A 16,413-nucleotide genomic window follows, 5' to 3' on the forward strand; every position below is an offset into this window, starting at 1 on the left:
GCGGCGTGCGGCGCGCTGTTGGCGATATTGTTGGCGATGTCGTCGGCGACGTGATTCGCGATATGGTTCGCGGCGCCGTTCGCCATGTGGGCCGCGCCGGTTCATTCCGGCCGCCCGCCGCCGCGACGCTCGCCGTCGCGATGCTCGCGCTGCTGAACGCCGGCTGCATGGTCGGCCCCGACTATCACCGCCCGCAGGTGCGCGTGCCCGCGACCTTCTCGGAGCTGGCGGGCTGGACCGAGGCCGAGCCCAACGCGAGCGGACCGAAGGGCACGTGGTGGACGGCGTTCAACGATCCGCTCATCAACGAACTCGAGCCGCTCGTGGCGGTGTCGAACCAGACCGTGCGGGCGGACTATGCGAACTATCAGCAGGCGCTCGCGGAAGTGCGGGCCGCGCACGCGAGCCTGTTTCCGACGATCAGCGCGACGGGCTCGGCCACGCGCGAGCGCGCGTCGAGCGGCACGTTGAGCAACGCGGCGAACATCGCCAACGCGGGTTCGCTCGAAGGCGACGTCAGTTGGGCGCCCGACATCTGGGGCCAGGTGCGACGCACGGTCGAGGAAAACGCTGCGACCGCGCAGTCCACCGAAGCGACGCTCGCCTATGCGACGCTCTCCGAGCAGGTGGCGCTCGCGACCGCGATCATCGAACTGCGCACGAGCGACGCGAACATCGACCTGTTGCAGCAAACGGTCGTTGCATATCAGCACTTTCTCGACGTCGTCACGGAACAGGACAAGGCGGGCACGATTGCGCCGAGCGACGTGATTACCGCGCGCACGCAGCTCAACACCGCGAAGTCCGATCTGATCGCGCTCGGCGTCGCGCGCGCTCAATATGCGCACGCGATTGCGGTGCTGGTCGGCAAGAATCCGGAAGAGCTGTCGGTCACGCATAGCACCGCGATGCCGGTGCTGCCGTCGATGCCGGTAGGCGTGCCGTCGACGCTGCTCGAACGCCGCCCCGACATCGCCGCCGCCGAGCGCAAGATGGCCGCGCAGAACGCGGCGATCGGCGTCGAGGTGTCGGCGTATTACCCGCAGATTTCGCTCTCCGGCGCGGCCGGCTTCACGCAATCGCCGCTGTCCGGTCTGCTCAAGGTGGCGAACTATGTCTGGTCGCTCGGCGGCAGCGCCACCCAGACGCTGTTCGACGGCGGCCTGCGCAGCGCCGATGTCGATGCGGCGAAGGCGGCCTACGACTCGGCCGTCGCCAGTTATCGCGGCACGGTGCTGACGGCGTTCCAGAACGTCGAGGACGATCTGTCCGGTTTGCGCATTCTCGCCGAGCAGGCGGACGTGCTCGAGACGGCGGTGCGCGACGCGGATCGCGGCGCGGAGATTGCGTTCAACGAATACCTGGCCGGCACCGTCGACTACACGACCGTCGCGACCGCGCAGGCCACGGCACTGAGCACGCGGCAGACTGCGCTCTCCGTGCAGGAGTCGCGTCTGCTGGATGCGGCATCGCTGTTCGGCGATCTCGGCGGCGGCTGGTCGGCGGACGAGTTGCATGATCCGCGCAGTGCGAGTGCGCGCGCGGCGGCGCGTGCCGGGGCGGCCAATGCGGCGTCCGCGGCGGAGCCGACTTCGGCGCCTACTGCGGCACCTACCTCGGTGCCCACCGTAGCGCCCGCGGCCGCGCAAACCGGCAATACGGCTGCGAGCACTTCCGCGTCCACCTCGGGTTCCGCTCGCAATAGCGCAGAGAAGCTGCAATGACGACGAATCTATTGGCGGCTTTGCGCGTTTGCGGGTAAAACCAGCAAAAGGCTCCGCGCCGTTGCGGATAGCATGCGGGGCTCGTCGCGGGGTTCATCGCGGATGGCAGCGTAGCGATCTTCTGGACTGTACAGCGGCCACCCACTCGAAATCGCAAAGGAGGAGCAGCGGTGAAAGGCACCAACGGGTTCGAAGCCGGCGGCCCGCTTCCGGCGCACGAAGAGCTTGCGCAACACAGCGAGCCGCCGTCGGGCGAAGTGACCACGCTCGGGCTGTTCCTGATTTTCGCGCGCATCGGTCTGACGAGTTTCGGCGGCGGACTGAGCGGCTGGTTCATGCGCGAATTCGTGCACGACCGCCATTGGATCAGCGAGGACGAATTCCTCAACGGCCTCGCGTTGTCGCAGGCGCTGCCCGGCGTCAACGTGAAGAACCTGGCGATCTGGATCGGCTATCGGCTGCTTGGCTGGCGCGGTGCGGTGGTGGGTTTCTGCGGCATCATTTTTCCGCCGGCCGTGGTGATCGTTCTGCTCGGCGTGTTCTTCTCCGCGATCGCCTCGTTTTCGCTCACGCATATCGCGCTCGCCGGCGCGGCGGCCGGTGCGATCGGCCTGTCGCTGTCGATGGCGATTACCGCCGCGCGCAGGCTGCCGCGCCGTGTGTTCCCATATCTCGTGCTGATCGCGACGTTCGCGGCCGCCGCGCTGTTTCGCGTGTCGCTCGTGTGGACGGTGCTGATCGGCGGCGCGCTCAGCGTCGGCTACGAATACGTGCGCGCGCCGCGCGAATCACGAGCCACGAACGATGAACTGTGAGTGGCGTTAGCCTTCATTCGGCCAGTCGAATTTCAGAAAAACTCATCACGTGTCCAGAACGCTCATCGCACTGTTTTCGGTTTTTGCGCCGCTGTCGATCGTGACTGTCGGCGGCGGCCAGGGGATCATCGCCGAGGTCCAGCGGCAGGTCGTCGACGTGCATCACTGGATGACGCATGCGCAGTTCCTCAGCGACTTCGCGATTGCACGGCTCGCGCCCGGTCCGGGCTCGTTGCTCGCGACGTTGATCGGCTGGCAGGTCGGCGGGCTGAGCGGCGCGATTGTCGCGACGCTCGCGTTGTTCGGGCCGACCGCGTTTCTGATGTACGCGGTCGTGCACGTGTGGAACCGGCATGAAGGCGCGCGCTGGCTCAACGCGTTGCAGGCGGGTTTGCGGCCCGTCGCGGCGGGCCTGATCCTCGCGGCCGTCTACGTGCTGATGGAGCAACTCGAAGGCGGCTGGATTGCGTGGCTCACCGCCGCGATCGCCACGGTGCTCGTGATGAAGACGCGCATCAACGCACTGGTGCTGATTGCGGGCGGCGCGGTGGTGTTCGTGCTCGGGCATTTCGCGGGGCTGCCCGGGTTGCTGTAAGCCTCGATTGTGATCTAGCCGATCTCCCGCAGCCTCGACTTCAGTCGTTCGTACTTTTCTCGCGACGTATCCGCCAATGCCGCTGCGCGAGTGGAGGGGGTGTCGTCGAACGGTATCGGCTCGGCGAACTGGCTGATGGTCAGATCCCAGCGTTTGCCGTCGATCAGATTGTAGAAATGCGTGCCGCCCGATGTGCGCGTCGTCAGAATCTCGCCGCCGAAATAATCATGAACGACGAGCGACGTGATGCTGCAATGATTCCGCGCCGGTGTCGACGGTGACCAGGCGTTGGTGGGGCTCGACGTGTCCGCCGACCATGCGCGCACAAGTGCCCGGTACAGATCGAGGGGGGTGGCGAAGGTCTTCAATGCGGGAGGCGTCTGATCTTCCTGTGTCATGGTGGAAATCCTTGGTTCGATGGCGGGGTAGAGTCTGAAAGTCTGTGGTCTGAAAAGTCATGCAAAACAAAGCGCAAGAGCGCCACTCGACATATCGCGACTGTTCGCGAGGCAGGCCAGCCTGACCGCCAACGGTCAGGCTGAATCAGCAACTCGTTACGACTGTTTTTCGAGTTTCACAATGGTCAGCGTGCCGTCGACGTTTTCGACACGCACCTTGACCTTGTCGCCTTCGTGAATCCGCTTGACCATGGCCGTGTCCTTCGCCTTGAACGCCATGGTCATCGGCGGCATGCCGACATTCTCCAGCGCGCCGTGCTTCAGGGTGACCATTCCCGTAGCAACATCGATCTTCTTCACCTCGGCATCCGTCAGCGCAGAATTCGATGCGGCTTTCGTGGCCGACGGTGTCGCGGACATGTTCATGCCCGCCATATCATCACCAGCAAATGCAGGCTCCGCTACAACGATAGCAAGAGCGGCGACAGCAATAATCATCTTTTTCATTGAGTTTCCTTGGTTTGGGTAGAAAGCACTTGCGTGCCGGAAGGTGCCGAATGAGGAAAGCGAACATCACTTCGTTGTCTCACACGGCGACGCTGCAGGAGGAACCAGGCTGCGGGAATGACGAACATCGAGAGAATGGGCGCGGTGACCATACCGCCGACCATCGGAGCGGCGATGCGCTGCATGACTTCCGAGCCGGCACCGTGACCGACCATGATCGGAATCAGACCGGCAAGGACCACCGCAACCGTCATGGCCTTCGGCCGCACACGCAAGACCGCGCCTTCGCGGATTGCGTCGAGCAGCGTGGCCTCGGTCATGGGCTCTCCAGACTCGAGTCGCCGGTTGAGTGCGCTTTTCAGGTACAGCAGCATGACGACGCCGAACTCGGCTGCAACGCCGGCAAGCGCAATGAATCCGACCGACGTTGCAACGGATACAGCGTGGCCCAGTATCCAGATGAGCCAGAAGCCGCCGACCAGAGCGAATGGCACCGTCGACATGAGCAGAAGCGCGTCGACTGCCGAGTTAAAGGTCAAAAACAGCAACACGAAGATGACGACGAGCGTCACCGGAATGACAGTGCGCAACTTCGCTGCTGCACGTTCGAGGTACTCGAACTGCCCCGACCACGCAATGGAATAACCAGGCGGCAGGTGTACCTTCTCCGCGACGGCGCGTTGCATTGCCTTAACCGCCGATTCCAGGTCCACGTTCCGGATATCGACATAGACGTAGCCGGAGAGCCGCGCGTTTTCGCTGCGAATCATTGGCGGCCCGTCGGCGATCCGGATGTCCGCCACGTCACCAAGCTGGATTTGCGCGCCACGGTCGGTCAAGACTGGCAACTGCCGCAGCTTCTCCAGCGAATCGCGGACCTCACGCGGATAGCGGATGTTGATAGGAAAGCGCTCGCGTCCCGCGATCACTTCGCCTACGTTGTCGCCGCCCACGGCCGTGGAAACCACCGACTGGATATCCCCGACGGACAGGCCATAACGCGCGGCGGCCTGCCGGTTGATGTCGACGTCGATGTATCGGCCGCCGTTCAGGCGCTCCGCGAGCGCCGAGGTCACTCCCGGCACATCCTTCACCGCCGCCTCGACCTGCGTCGCAATCCGGTCGATCTGTGTCAGGGCCGGTCCGGAAATCTTCACGCCGACCGGCGTCTTGATGCCCGTGGACAGCATGTCGAGGCGGTTGCGGATGGGCGGCACCCAGACGTTCGACAGTCCCGGCACCTTCACGGTCTTATCGAGTTCATCGACCAGCTTCTCCGGCGTCATGCCGGGACGCCACTGGCTGCGCGGCTTGAACTGGATGGTGGTTTCGAACATCTCGAGCGGTGCCGGGTCCGTCGCTGTGTCGGCGCGGCCCGACTTGCCGAACACGGTTGCGACCTCCGGTACTGTCTTGATGAGCCTGTCGGTTTGCTGCAGAAGCTCGGATGCTTTGTCTGCCGAAATGCCAGGAAGCGCGGTCGGCATGTACAACAGGTCCCCCTCGTCGAGCGGCGGCATGAATTCGCCACCAAGACGTGACAGCGGAATCGCCGTCAGCAGGAGCGCAACCACGGCAAGCCCAATGGCAAACCACGGGCGGCGCAATGTGGCTTCGAGCATCGGCCGGTACAGTCGAATGAGTGCGCGATTAATGGGGTTTGAACTTTCATGCGGGATGCGCCCGCGAATCAGATAGCCCATTAGAACCGGCACCAGCGTCACCGAGAGACCGGCTGCGGCGGCAATGGTGTAAGTCTTCGTGAAGGCGAGAGGAGAAAAGAGCTTGCCTTCCTGCCCCTCCAGCGAAAAAACCGGAATGAACGACAGCGTGATGATGAGCAGCGAGAAGAACAGTGTCGGTCCCACTTCCGCCGCCGATGTCGCGATGAGTTCCCAACGCTGCGCGGTCGTTATGGGCGTGCCGGGATGTTCATGCTCGTACGCCTCGAGATGCTTGTGGGCGTTCTCTATCATCACGATGGCCGCATCGATCATCGCGCCGATGGCAATGGCAATACCACCCAGCGACATCAGATTCGCGTTCACACCCTGATAGCGCATGACGATGAAAGCGGCCAGCACACCGAGCGGCAACGACAGGATGGCGACGAACGCGCTGCGCAAGTGAAAGAGAAACACCGCACAGACGAGCCCAACGATGATGAACTCTTCGATGAGCTTGTCCTTCAGATTGTCCACCGCTCGCTCGATGAGTTGGGAGCGGTCGTAGGTCGTGACGACCTCGACTCCCGCAGGCAGCGACCGCTTCAGGTCAGCGAGCTTTGCCTTCACCGCGTCGATGGTCGTCAGTGCGTTCTTGCCGGAGCGCATCACGATGACACCGCCCGCGACTTCGCCTTCGCCATTCAGCTCGGCAATCCCCCGGCGCATCTCCGGTCCGATCTGGATGCGGGCGACGTCGCCGAGCAGCACGGGTGTGCCGGCGTCGTTAGTGCGGAGAACGACACGGCGAAAATCGTCGAGCGAACGCAGATAGCCCGACGAGCGGACCATGTATTCCGATTCGGCCAGTTCGATCACCGAGCCGCCGGACTCCTGGTTCGCCTTGCTCAAGGCATCCGCTACCATGGCCTCGGTGATGCCGTACGCGCGCAGTTTGTCCGGGTCGAGCACGACCTGATACTGGCGCACCATCCCGCCGATGCTTGCCACTTCCGACACGTCCGGCACGGACTTGAGTTCGAACTTCAGGAACCAGTCGTTGAGCGCGCGCAGGTCGCCCAGGTCGTGCTGCCCCGTGCGGTCGACCAGCGCGTACTCGTAGACCCAGCCCACGCCGGTCGCGTCGGGTCCGAGCGAAACCGTCGCGCCTTGCGGAAGACGGCTCTGAACCTGGTTCAGGTATTCGAGTACACGCGAGCGGGCCCAGTATTGGTCGGTCTTGTCATCGAATAGCACATAGACGAACGCGTCGCCGAACGACGAGTACGCCCGGATGGTCTTCGCTCCTGGAACACCGAGCAATGTCGTCGTGAGCGGATACGTCACCTGGTCTTCAACGACCTGGGGTGCCTTGCCCGGATACGACGCCTTGATGATGACCTGGGTGTCGGACAGGTCCGGCAACGCGTCGAGTGGTGTCTCCTTGAGCGAGTAGACGCCCCATGCCGTGACAAGCACAGTCGCCAGCAAAACCAGGAACCGGTTGTGAATGGACCAGCGGATAAGACGCGCAATCATTTGGCATCTCCCACTGGTTCGACCTTCGTCAGCTGGTATCCGTCGTCCGACTGTCTGAAAACGAAGTGGACTGTCTGGCCGGGTTTGACGCCGGGAAATGCGTTGGGCGCGGGCTTGTTGAACGACATCGTCATCGCACCCCAGCCCAGTGCCGGAACCGGTTGATGCGAGAACGTGATGTCGTCGGCGCTCACCTTTTCGACCTTGCCGGTGGTCTCGTAAGTCTGGGCGGCGGCGCTCGGGGTGGACGCCGGCATGGCCGCGCTAGCGCCTGCAGCGCCTTCGAGTCTCGGCAGGACCGATTTCAGACTGGCTTCCGAGTCGATCAGGAACTGGCCGGACGCAACGACCGTCTCGCCATCGCTCAAGCCGCTGATGACTTCGGTCTCGTTGCCGGCATCGTTGCCGAGCGTGACGTCCGCGGGTTGCAGGCGGCCGTCCGGCTTTCTGACGATCACGACCGATCGCTTGCCGGTCGTGATGACCGCTTCGGACGGCACGAGAAGTCGCGAGACAGGTTTCTGCGCACCGACGCGCACCCGCATCAGCATGCCGGGCGTGAGTCTCAACGCGGCGTTATCGATTTCGAGCCGCGCCTGAAGTGTGCGACTCGTGGCGCTGATGCCGGGCAGGATTTCGCGAATCTGCCCCTTGAAGTGCTGTGCCGGGTCGCCGCTGAACGTCGCGTCAACGCTCATGCCGGGTTGCACGCTCAGAGCCAGGCTCTCGGGAATTTCGACGATAAGCCAAAGCTTCGACAGACCTGCGACCTTCGCAAGCGTCTGGCCGGGCGTGACCTGCGCGCCGTCGCGGACATTCAGTTCGCTCACGACACCGGTTTCCGGTGAGGCGAGGACGATGTGTGTCTGCGCCTTGCCGGTCCGGTCGAGACTGGCAATGACGCCATCGGGAATCGACAGCGCGCGCATACGCGCACGCGACGCTTCCAGCAAACTGTTGTCCATCCCACCGTGCTTGAGCGCGAGGTATTCCTCCTGCGGCGCGAGCCAGTCAGGGACGAAGAGCGAAGCAATCGGTGCGCCTTTCGCAATCCGTTGCATCGGCGCGCTTGCATACAGGCGGTCGATGTAGCCCGTAACGCGGGTCTGCACGACATCGGCATGCGATTCATCGAATTGCGTTGTGCCGACGGCATCGAACCCTTCCGTCGTTTCCTCACGCCGCACGGTTGCGTAGCGAATACCCAGGTTCTGCTGAAGGCCCGGGTTGATTGCGATACCCGTCGAACCACCGCCTTCATCCGCATACACGGGCTCAAGCTGCATGTCCATGAACGGCGACTTGCCGGGCTTGTCGAAGTGCTGGTTCGGCACCATCGGGTCGTGCCAGTAAAGCACCTTCCTGCCGGTTTTCGGGTCAATCAGGTTGCCGGAACCTGACGCGGCGACGGCGTTTTCACCCGATGTCGACGCGTGTCGCGTGCCGGCGAAATATCCGGTGCCGAGAAGGGCTGCGGCGGCAAACACCGCCGGTATCGCGCGCACCAAAGGTTTTTGAGTCATTGTTTTCTCCTTCATTGGGCGGCGGTCATCGTCGTTGGCACAACCTGGTATTCGAGTTGTGCCCAGGTCTGCGAAACCTCACGTTTCAGGTCGAGAACCTGAATCTGGGCGTCCAGTTGTGCCCGGCGTGCCGCAAACGTATCGGCAAGCGACCCGGTGCCAGCCTTGTAAGCGGCGACGGCGAGTTCGACGCGCTGGTCGGCGGCTGGCAACAGGGACTGGGTGAGATTCGCGATGCGTTCGCGGCCGCTGGCGAGCGTTGCCGACTCGGTGCGAATATCGGCCTGCACCTGCCGGAGCGCGTCTTCGTACATCAGATGGGCCTTGGTCGCGAGCTCGGCCTTCTCCGATACGTCACGGTCCTCGCGGTCCTTCCGGTTGATGGGCAAAGGAATACGGACACCGACCGACACCATGTTCGAGTACGCTCCGCCGCGCTGCTGGTACGAAACTTCCCAGCTCCAGTTGGGGCTGCGCTCGCTGCTGGCGACAGCGGTGTTGGCGTCAGCGACGGCGATGTCATTGGACGCTGCGACGAGTGCCGGCTGCACCAGCCGGAGTTCATCCGGCGGCAAAGACGAGACGTACGACTCCGGCGCGGGCGGCTCGCCGGTGACATCGGGCGCAGGGGTCGCCGTCCAGCGCGAGAGACCAATGAGAGCGGTCTGGTAGGTTTGCTGCGCCTTGAGCACCTGGTCCTGCGTCTGCGCCAGCATTCCCTGGGCTTGCACGACATCGGCGGCCGTCGCCCTTGCTCCCCGGTACGACGCCTTCGTTGCGGCGAGTTCGTGATTCATATGGCCCAGTAGCTCCTGCTGGAGCGTCAGAGCCTTCTTTGCATAGATGGCGTTAAGCCACGCGGTGGCGGTCTGCTGGCGAACGTTGGCGAGTTGCGCGAGATAGCCGGCCTGCTCGCGGTTCACGACCTCGCTCGCGAGGTCGGAACGAAGACGTCGCTTTTCCCGCGACACCCATTCCTGCTCGATGCCGACGCGCCGCATCGTCATGAAGTCCTGACCGATGGTGAATCGCTGCTGCCCATTTATCGGGAGGTTGTCGACGCCGGCTGCAAGCACCGGGTCCGGTAACTGGCCAGCCCGGACAGCGGCTTCGGAACTCGCGCGTACCGACGCTTGCGCGGCCTGCATGGCCGCGGAGCGGTCGGTTGCGGCCTGCAACGCCGCGTCAAGTGTGAGGGGTGCTTCCTGAGCGTGCGCGGCGGCACCCATCAGTATCAGTGCGGCGCAAAGCAAGGGCGCGCACAGGGATGCACGCCGGCATGGCGGCGTGCCAATAGGTAAAGGCATGTTCTAACCCCAACGGTGGAGTTCCCATAGGACTCCACGTCCTGAACGCAGGACGACCTCGCCGCAAACGCGGCGAACCAGTCAAACGAGGGTTAGATTGCTCTGGGAGGTCGCCAGAGGCCTGCCGGCACGTGACCGGCGAACGACTCGGCGTAGTGGAAGACGACCTGATTGGTGACAGCCATGGGATGGCTGACGGTCGCCTGCGCGGGAGGGTAGTAGATACTGGCGAACTGGCACTGGGCCGTGGCCTTGCAGAAGACGCCCTTGGGCTTGCCCGCCGTCGATGACTTCATCATGTCACACGCGGGCATATCGACGGACACTGAGCCGTCGTTGTGCGCCGGCATCGACTGCTGTACCGGACATTCGCCCGCCAAGCCACTGGCTGCCAGCCCGCTCAGGGGCAGCATGGCGCACAGCATCAAGACGAGAATGGTCCGGAGAATCTTCATGGCAGTGATCGTAGCCGGCCGATTCTATCGTGTTTGCATTTGTTTTGTCGCGTCCGCGTTATAGCGGACTTTCGTCTGGCGTATGCACGCCCCCAACGGCAATCCCTCACGGACATGCGCATGATGATGAGTCGCAGCCGTGACGGACATGGGGGCTTGCATCGCCGACGGATCTGCCTTCAAGCGAGCAACGCGTCAACGAATCATGAGCGCCGGCATGTCGTGTGCCCGGCGCTCAGGTTTTCGCTTACGTTTTCGGCGCACCCAGAATCGCGAGACCCGGGCAGTAGTGCGTCGCGCTCAGATACGCCGCCTGCTGCGCGCGGACTCCCGCGGCGCTGGACGTGGGCGGATCGATAAAGACCTGCGCGTTGTTCGATCCCGCCGGAGCCGTCAGCGTCATGGTCACCTTCCACCAGTTGCCCATTTTCACCGCGGAGAGCGACGTGGCCTGTCCGGCGCCCCATGTTCCGCGCACGATCGCGCCCGTGTTCGTATTCAGCACCCAGCCGAATTCGGTGCCGCTCGGGTCGTCGGTCTGGATCGAGCCGCCAGGGAAGACCGTTGCGTTGCTGGTTGCGAGAACGTAGTCGGTGAACGTATAGGACTGTCCGCCCTGAACCCGGATCACTTCGTGGATGTTAGACACAGCCGAGCCATTCGTGCTCGTGACGGTTGCGGCGCCACGGTTCACGCCCGAGATATCGGTGGCGGGCACGGCGGTGCCGCCATTCGATTGCGACCATGCGTCCGGCGTCGCGAGATTCAGCGGCGAGTTGACCAGGTTGTTCGCATAGCAGGCGGCCGTGACCTTGTCGGCGGGCGGACCATAGAAATCTGCGATGCTCGTCTGGATCGCGGTGTCGGTTGTATCGGAGGTGGCCTTCGTGATGATTGCGCCTTCGAAGAACTGGATCGGCGCGCCGCTGCCGTCGCCGCCTTCGCCGAGCGACAGTCCGCCTTGCCATTGCCCGTTGAATGCGTGACCCGCATCGCTGCCGAAGATCAGTGCTTCCGGCGGCGCCTGATCGTAGACCGATGTGAGCACGGTCTGCGAAGCGGAGCCGCCTTTGACCACGAAGAGATTCGACGCGGTCACGGGCGAGTACTTCGAAAGTACCGTGACGAACTTCTCTTTCGGCGGCTGTTGCGGACCGTACAGATAAACGCCTGCTTCCGCGTCGACGCCGGGCCAGTTGGTATCGAGCGCATTGCATACAGGGTCTTTTACGTTCGGCGCCTGGCTCGAATCGCCGTCGCAATAGCCGAACACCGCCGCGTTGCCATTCGAGAATGCGAGCGCGAACATTTCGCCTTCCACTTCGCCATGCGCATAGGTGCTCGGGTTCGCGCTGCTTTCCATGTTGCCGTAAGTGCCGCAGCACGTGGACGATTGGCTGTAGTGCGCACCGGCCACCATGTATTCGGCGATTTCGCTATCGCCGATGGACTGGTTCACCGTGCCGAACCGGTTGCGATACGCTTGTCCCGCCAATGTGCCCAGCGCCGGAATCTGCACGCCGTGCAGCGGCACGAAAGCGAGCTTGGCCGACGTACCCGGCAGCGCGGGCAGGTCGTTGCCGACCGACAGTTGCAGCGTCGGCGCTTGCGCGGTCAGCGCGGTCGGCGGCTGAAGCAGTTGCACGGTCAGCGTTCCGGACGTGCCGGGCAGCGTGATCGTCGCGAAGCCGTTGAGAACCGGAACCGTGGTCGTCTTGCCGCCGTTCGATATGTTCAGCGATTGCGTGCCGTCCGAATTGAGCGTGAGCGTCGCGGGCACGTTGCCGAATGCGCCGCCCTTGAGCGGTGCAACCAGATCGATCTGATCGTAGATGTACGTGACGGAGCAGGTCGTGTTGTTGCAGAACGGGCTCGTGCTGTTGACGTTGGCCGAACCGATCAGCGAACGATCGGCGCTGTGCGGCAGTGTGGCCGACGTATAGGGGTAAACGTTCAGCGTCGTGTTGTCGGACGCCCGTTGAATCTGGAACAGCGGACCCTTGTAGTTCTTCGTCAGCAGGCGGGTCACGCTATGAGCCGCCGAGCAGGGCGTGTTGGCGGTCGCGGCGGCGTCGCAGGGCAGCACGGTCGTGCTCGCCGAGTCGTCGACCGGTGTGCTGGCATTCGACTGGGCCGCCGCCGCGGCCGTCGCCGCTGACGAATCCACGCTCGCCGCATTGGCGACCGGAGATGCCGACGTGCCGCTATTGTCGCCGTTGCACGCGGCAAGCCCGGCGGTCATCGCCAACCAGACAGCAATTAATCCCATTCTTCTGGACATCATGAACTCCTCCTATGAAGCCGCTGATCAGGTTTGAATACTTAGTTATGCAGATCGTGATAAAGAATCGTTGCGGGTCGAACGGGTGTTCCCTGGAGTGGCCGCTTGTGTGCGGCGGGTTAGAGAGTGCGCGGCTGGGGTGGGGCCGCCGCCGGTCCATTGCGATGCAGCACGGATGTGCCTCGTAGCCAGGAAGCGCTGTCCCTTGTGAGGAAGCAAACGTTTGGCAGGTAATAATATTAGTCAATAATATTGATTTTACGGCTTGGGGTAATCCCGTATGCGTACTTAGTGGGATTGAGGCGGGGTTGAGGCGGGGATTGACGCTGGGCTGGATGCATGTCACCACGCGAGATGCGTCCGCGCGGGACTTTTCAAATTTATTACTAATATGATGATTTCATGAATTGCCGCGGGTGGCGGATTCGGTGCAGGGCAGGGCCAGCGCCACGGAGTACGCAGGCGGCGTTTCAATTCGCCGCTCTTTCCGCACAGGGAGTACTTCGATTCAATTCAGTTCAAGCCAACTCAATTCAATGGCCGGAAACAACGGCATCCTCTACTTCATACCGCTCGTTGCCGATCGAGATCAGGTTGATACCAGCGTTCTTTTGAGTCAGCGTGTTTCCCGGCATGGGCCGATCGCCCGCTTTCATAGCCGCGCCAAGCACGCGGCCGTTTGCGCCAAAGAGGATTGCGCGCGTATTGCCATCGGGCCAGTAGACAACGACAGTCGCCGATCGATCGCCATGACGCACGACTCCGAACTTGCACATGGTTTTCGTCTGCCCGGCGCCGCGCTCGCAGGGCAGCGTGCCGGTCGCACTGAAATGCGTGTCCTGCATCGACGCATGGCCGCTTCGATCATCGGAAGCGGACAGGCCTTCGGTTGAAATCGAAATCAGCGTCACGCCATCCGCTTCGCCCACCACGTGCGCGCGCCGATGATCGAGAATCGCGCGCGCGTCGTCGCTATGACGCGGACCCGGACAGCCGACGAGCATCGCCGTATGGTCGAGATAGTTCGCGGTGGCGGACGACTCGCCGAGTCTTCGGCACGCATCTCCCGCATGTGGATAGCCGTCGCCGAGAACCACGAATGACGAAGGCCACGCAAAATGCTTCGAGTCCGCCGCCGCGCTCGCGGAAGAACTGTTGCAGCTCAAAGCGATCGCCACGACCGCCGTCAGCATGGCGGCTGCAGGAAACGATCTGCTCGCGCATTTCATCGAAGTTCTCCTCGTGTCGTTCACCGCCGTGTTGCACCGCTCGCCAGCGCGGTCTGTGCCCGCTGCAACCACTCGCGGTTATGTTCCCGCGCGTGGCGCGGCCAGTGTCGTGCATCCTGAACGATTTCCGCGTACAGGCTCTCGGCGTGCTGGCGGTCCGCGTCGTCGGGTTGCACGGCCAGCCAGTCGGCGAACAGACAGCGCGGCGCGACGTCGCTTGCACAGGTGAGCGCCTGCTCGAAGGCCGCGCGCGTGCCCGGCGCACCGAGCGCGGCCAGCGTGCGCGCGTACAGAAGCGCCGGCTCGCCCTGATTGCGCGCCTGCGGATTGACCGAGAACAGATTCGCCAACGTCGCATCGGCGGCTGTGTAGTCGCTCAGCGCAAACTGCGAGCGCGCGAGGCCGAGCAGCAAAGCCGGATCGTTCGCGAAGGGACCGTTTGCCGCGGCCTGAAAATGTTCGAGCGCTTCGCGCGCATTGCCTGCGGCGAGCAACGCATCGCCGAGCCGCATACGATGCTGCACGGTCGGCGCGCGATCGAAAGCGGCACGGGCTTCACGCAGCGCGCGATTCGGATCGACGAATTGCGTAATAGCCTGCGTGGCGACGCGCGCACCGCGCGATTGCCGCAGACTCGGCAGATAGATCGCAAAGAAATAGACGATGCTGCCGAGCATCGGAAAAGCAAACAGAATGAAAAGCCAGTAAATGCCTTGTCCATTGCGCATCGCGTGTACGGCGAAAAAAATCGCAATGATGACGTGAAGACCAATTCCAAAAAAATAGGGCATATCGATTTCAACCTTCGAGCGTGAGGGAGCGTGAGCCGCACATGGCCGCGCTGATTTTACCGGGCAGTGTATTACAGCGCGGCTCACGCGTACTCCCTGCGGGCAATCCGGCTAATGCGGCTAACCCGTGCGCAGATACGCGAACAGCAACGACAGCGCCACGACGATGACGCCCGTCGCTACGACAAGGTGATTCGCCAATAGTCGACGCATCGCGACTCTCCTAAACGAAGCTGTAGCGTTCGGAATGATAGCGGGTACGCGGCACGTGCATTTCACCGAGCGCCGTTTCAATCGCGTCCATCATCGGGTCGGGCCCGCAGATGAAGTACTCGTGATCGGCGTAGCCAGGAGGCAGATGGCGGCGGAACATGTCGGCGTCGATGCGCCCGGTTTCGCCGCTCCAGCCCTCGGGCGGCTCCGACAGCACGTAGACGATGCGCAGATCGAGCCGCGCCTTGAGCGCATCCAGTTCCTCGCGGAAGGTCAGCGAGTCCCAGTTCTTGCCGCCATATAGCAGCACGAGCGGACGTGCATCGCCGCGATCGGCGAGCGTGCGGATCATGCTCATCATCGGCGTAATGCCGATACCGCCCGCGATCAGCACGTGCATGTCGGTCGGATGGCCGATCGTGAATGCGCCGTAGGGGCCGTCGAGATACACGCGTTGTCCGGCCGCTATGGTGCTCACCTTGCTCGTGAAATCGCCGAGATTGCGGATCGTCATTTCGACGCGGCCATTCGCGGCCTCGGCGCTCGACGAGAACGAGAAAGGATGGCCGGTAATCCTGAATGGACTGCCCCACACGGTGAGCCAACCGAATTGCCCCGGCTTGAAGTGGAAGCCCGCGTGGCCGTCGGGCTGCATGACGAGCGTCGTGGTGTCGCCGCGCTCGCTGCGCACCTCGGCGATGCGATAAGGCCGCCTCAACATGAAAAGCGGCTTGAAGAGCCGCACGTAGAGCAGCAGTGCGATCCAGAAGATCGTCATGCAGATCCACAGCGTGCGCTTGAGAGGATCGGCCAGATAGAAGCCCCAGCCGATCATGTGCAGCACGCCGCCGAAGATCGCAGCCAACGCGAGCACGATGTGCGACAGATGCCAGAGCTCGTAGGGGATTTTCAACTGCTTGCGCCACAGCGCCGTTATCACCAGCACGATCACCGAGCCGATCGACAGGAATGCGAACCACGCGCCCCACGGAACGTCGCGCAGCGACTCGGGCATTGCGAGCTTGTCGGAGCGGATCGCGAACAGAATCAACGGATGCACGACGACGAGGCCGACCGCGAGCAGCGAGACGCGGCGATGGAAATGGTAGATGACGTCCTCGCCCCAGGGCTCGGTCACGTGACGAAAGCGCGCGGTGAGGCCGAATTGCAGGCCCATCATCGCGAGGCCCGAGTAGCCGAGCGCCACCGAGAACTCGGTGCCGAAGTTGCGCGCGGGCGGCAGCGTGCCGGCGAGCAGCGCGAACAGCGGGGCGAGAATGAACAGCAGATAGATCGCGGACCAGACGGCCTTGCGCGCAAGATCGTGAGACTGCATGGATGCCTCTTTATTCGAGCGGCGAAACAGGCGGAC

Annotated in this window: 13 protein-coding genes; 3 read left to right on the plus strand and 10 right to left on the minus strand. The window is 63.1% G+C overall.

What is annotated here, in order from left to right:
• Window positions 1-140: 140 nt before the first annotated feature.
• The 3 genes from B9Z01_RS21480 to B9Z01_RS21490 all read left to right on the plus strand — a co-directional run bounded on the left by B9Z01_RS21480 (window position 141) and on the right by B9Z01_RS21490 (window position 3,134).
• Window positions 141-1,724, plus strand: coding sequence for an efflux transporter outer membrane subunit (locus B9Z01_RS21480; protein ID WP_244196125.1), 1,584 nt, complete (start codon window positions 141-143; stop codon window positions 1,722-1,724).
• 257 nt (window positions 1,725-1,981) lie between these two features.
• A complete protein-coding gene (locus B9Z01_RS21485; RefSeq protein WP_143809031.1) occupies window positions 1,982-2,539 on the plus strand; it encodes a chromate transporter in 558 nt (185 codons plus the stop codon).
• A gap of 49 nt (window positions 2,540-2,588) precedes the next feature.
• On the plus strand, window positions 2,589-3,134 hold the full coding sequence (locus B9Z01_RS21490) for a chromate transporter (protein WP_085486758.1): 546 nt from the start codon (window positions 2,589-2,591) through the stop codon (window positions 3,132-3,134).
• 14 nt (window positions 3,135-3,148) lie between these two features.
• Here B9Z01_RS21490 and B9Z01_RS21495 read toward each other — a convergent pair whose 3' ends face one another.
• The 10 genes from B9Z01_RS21495 to B9Z01_RS21540 form a co-directional block, all read right to left on the minus strand.
• Entirely contained in the window at window positions 3,149-3,532 is a 384-nt protein-coding gene (locus B9Z01_RS21495; protein ID WP_085486760.1) for a YunG family protein, read from the minus strand.
• A gap of 156 nt (window positions 3,533-3,688) precedes the next feature.
• Window positions 3,689-4,039, minus strand: coding sequence for a copper-binding protein (locus B9Z01_RS21500; protein ID WP_085486762.1), 351 nt, complete (start codon window positions 4,037-4,039; stop codon window positions 3,689-3,691).
• Complete coding sequence (locus B9Z01_RS21505) at window positions 4,036-7,242, minus strand: efflux RND transporter permease subunit (protein WP_085486764.1); 3,207 nt, start codon at window positions 7,240-7,242, stop codon at window positions 4,036-4,038. The genes B9Z01_RS21500 and B9Z01_RS21505 overlap by 4 nt, the downstream gene beginning before the upstream one ends.
• On the minus strand, window positions 7,239-8,765 hold the full coding sequence (locus tag B9Z01_RS21510) for an efflux RND transporter periplasmic adaptor subunit (RefSeq protein WP_085486766.1): 1,527 nt from the start codon (window positions 8,763-8,765) through the stop codon (window positions 7,239-7,241). Before B9Z01_RS21510 ends, B9Z01_RS21505 begins: the two co-directional genes overlap by 4 nt.
• 11 nt (window positions 8,766-8,776) lie before the next feature.
• Complete coding sequence (locus B9Z01_RS21515; protein WP_085486768.1) at window positions 8,777-10,072, minus strand: TolC family protein; 1,296 nt, start codon at window positions 10,070-10,072, stop codon at window positions 8,777-8,779.
• Window positions 10,073-10,164: 92 nt separating this feature from the next.
• On the minus strand, window positions 10,165-10,527 hold the full coding sequence (locus B9Z01_RS21520) for a hypothetical protein (protein ID WP_085486770.1): 363 nt from the start codon (window positions 10,525-10,527) through the stop codon (window positions 10,165-10,167).
• A 247-nt stretch (window positions 10,528-10,774) separates the two neighbouring features.
• Window positions 10,775-12,811 (minus strand): arabinofuranosidase catalytic domain-containing protein, encoded by a 2,037-nt coding sequence (locus B9Z01_RS21525; RefSeq protein ID WP_085486772.1) that lies wholly within the window; start codon window positions 12,809-12,811, stop codon window positions 10,775-10,777.
• Between the two features lie 530 nt (window positions 12,812-13,341).
• Window positions 13,342-14,001, minus strand: a complete 660-nt coding sequence (locus B9Z01_RS21530; protein ID WP_244196116.1) for a hypothetical protein — start codon at window positions 13,999-14,001, stop codon at window positions 13,342-13,344.
• Between the two features lie 56 nt (window positions 14,002-14,057).
• Window positions 14,058-14,828 (minus strand): tetratricopeptide repeat protein, encoded by a 771-nt coding sequence (locus tag B9Z01_RS21535; protein WP_085486776.1) that lies wholly within the window; start codon window positions 14,826-14,828, stop codon window positions 14,058-14,060.
• Window positions 14,829-15,051: 223 nt separating this feature from the next.
• Window positions 15,052-16,377, minus strand: a complete 1,326-nt coding sequence (locus B9Z01_RS21540; protein WP_085486778.1) for a ferredoxin reductase family protein — start codon at window positions 16,375-16,377, stop codon at window positions 15,052-15,054.
• Window positions 16,378-16,413: the final 36 nt, after the last annotated feature.

Source organism: Paraburkholderia susongensis (assembly GCF_900177725.1).
In the GTDB taxonomy this organism is placed as follows: domain Bacteria; phylum Pseudomonadota; class Gammaproteobacteria; order Burkholderiales; family Burkholderiaceae; genus Paraburkholderia; species Paraburkholderia susongensis.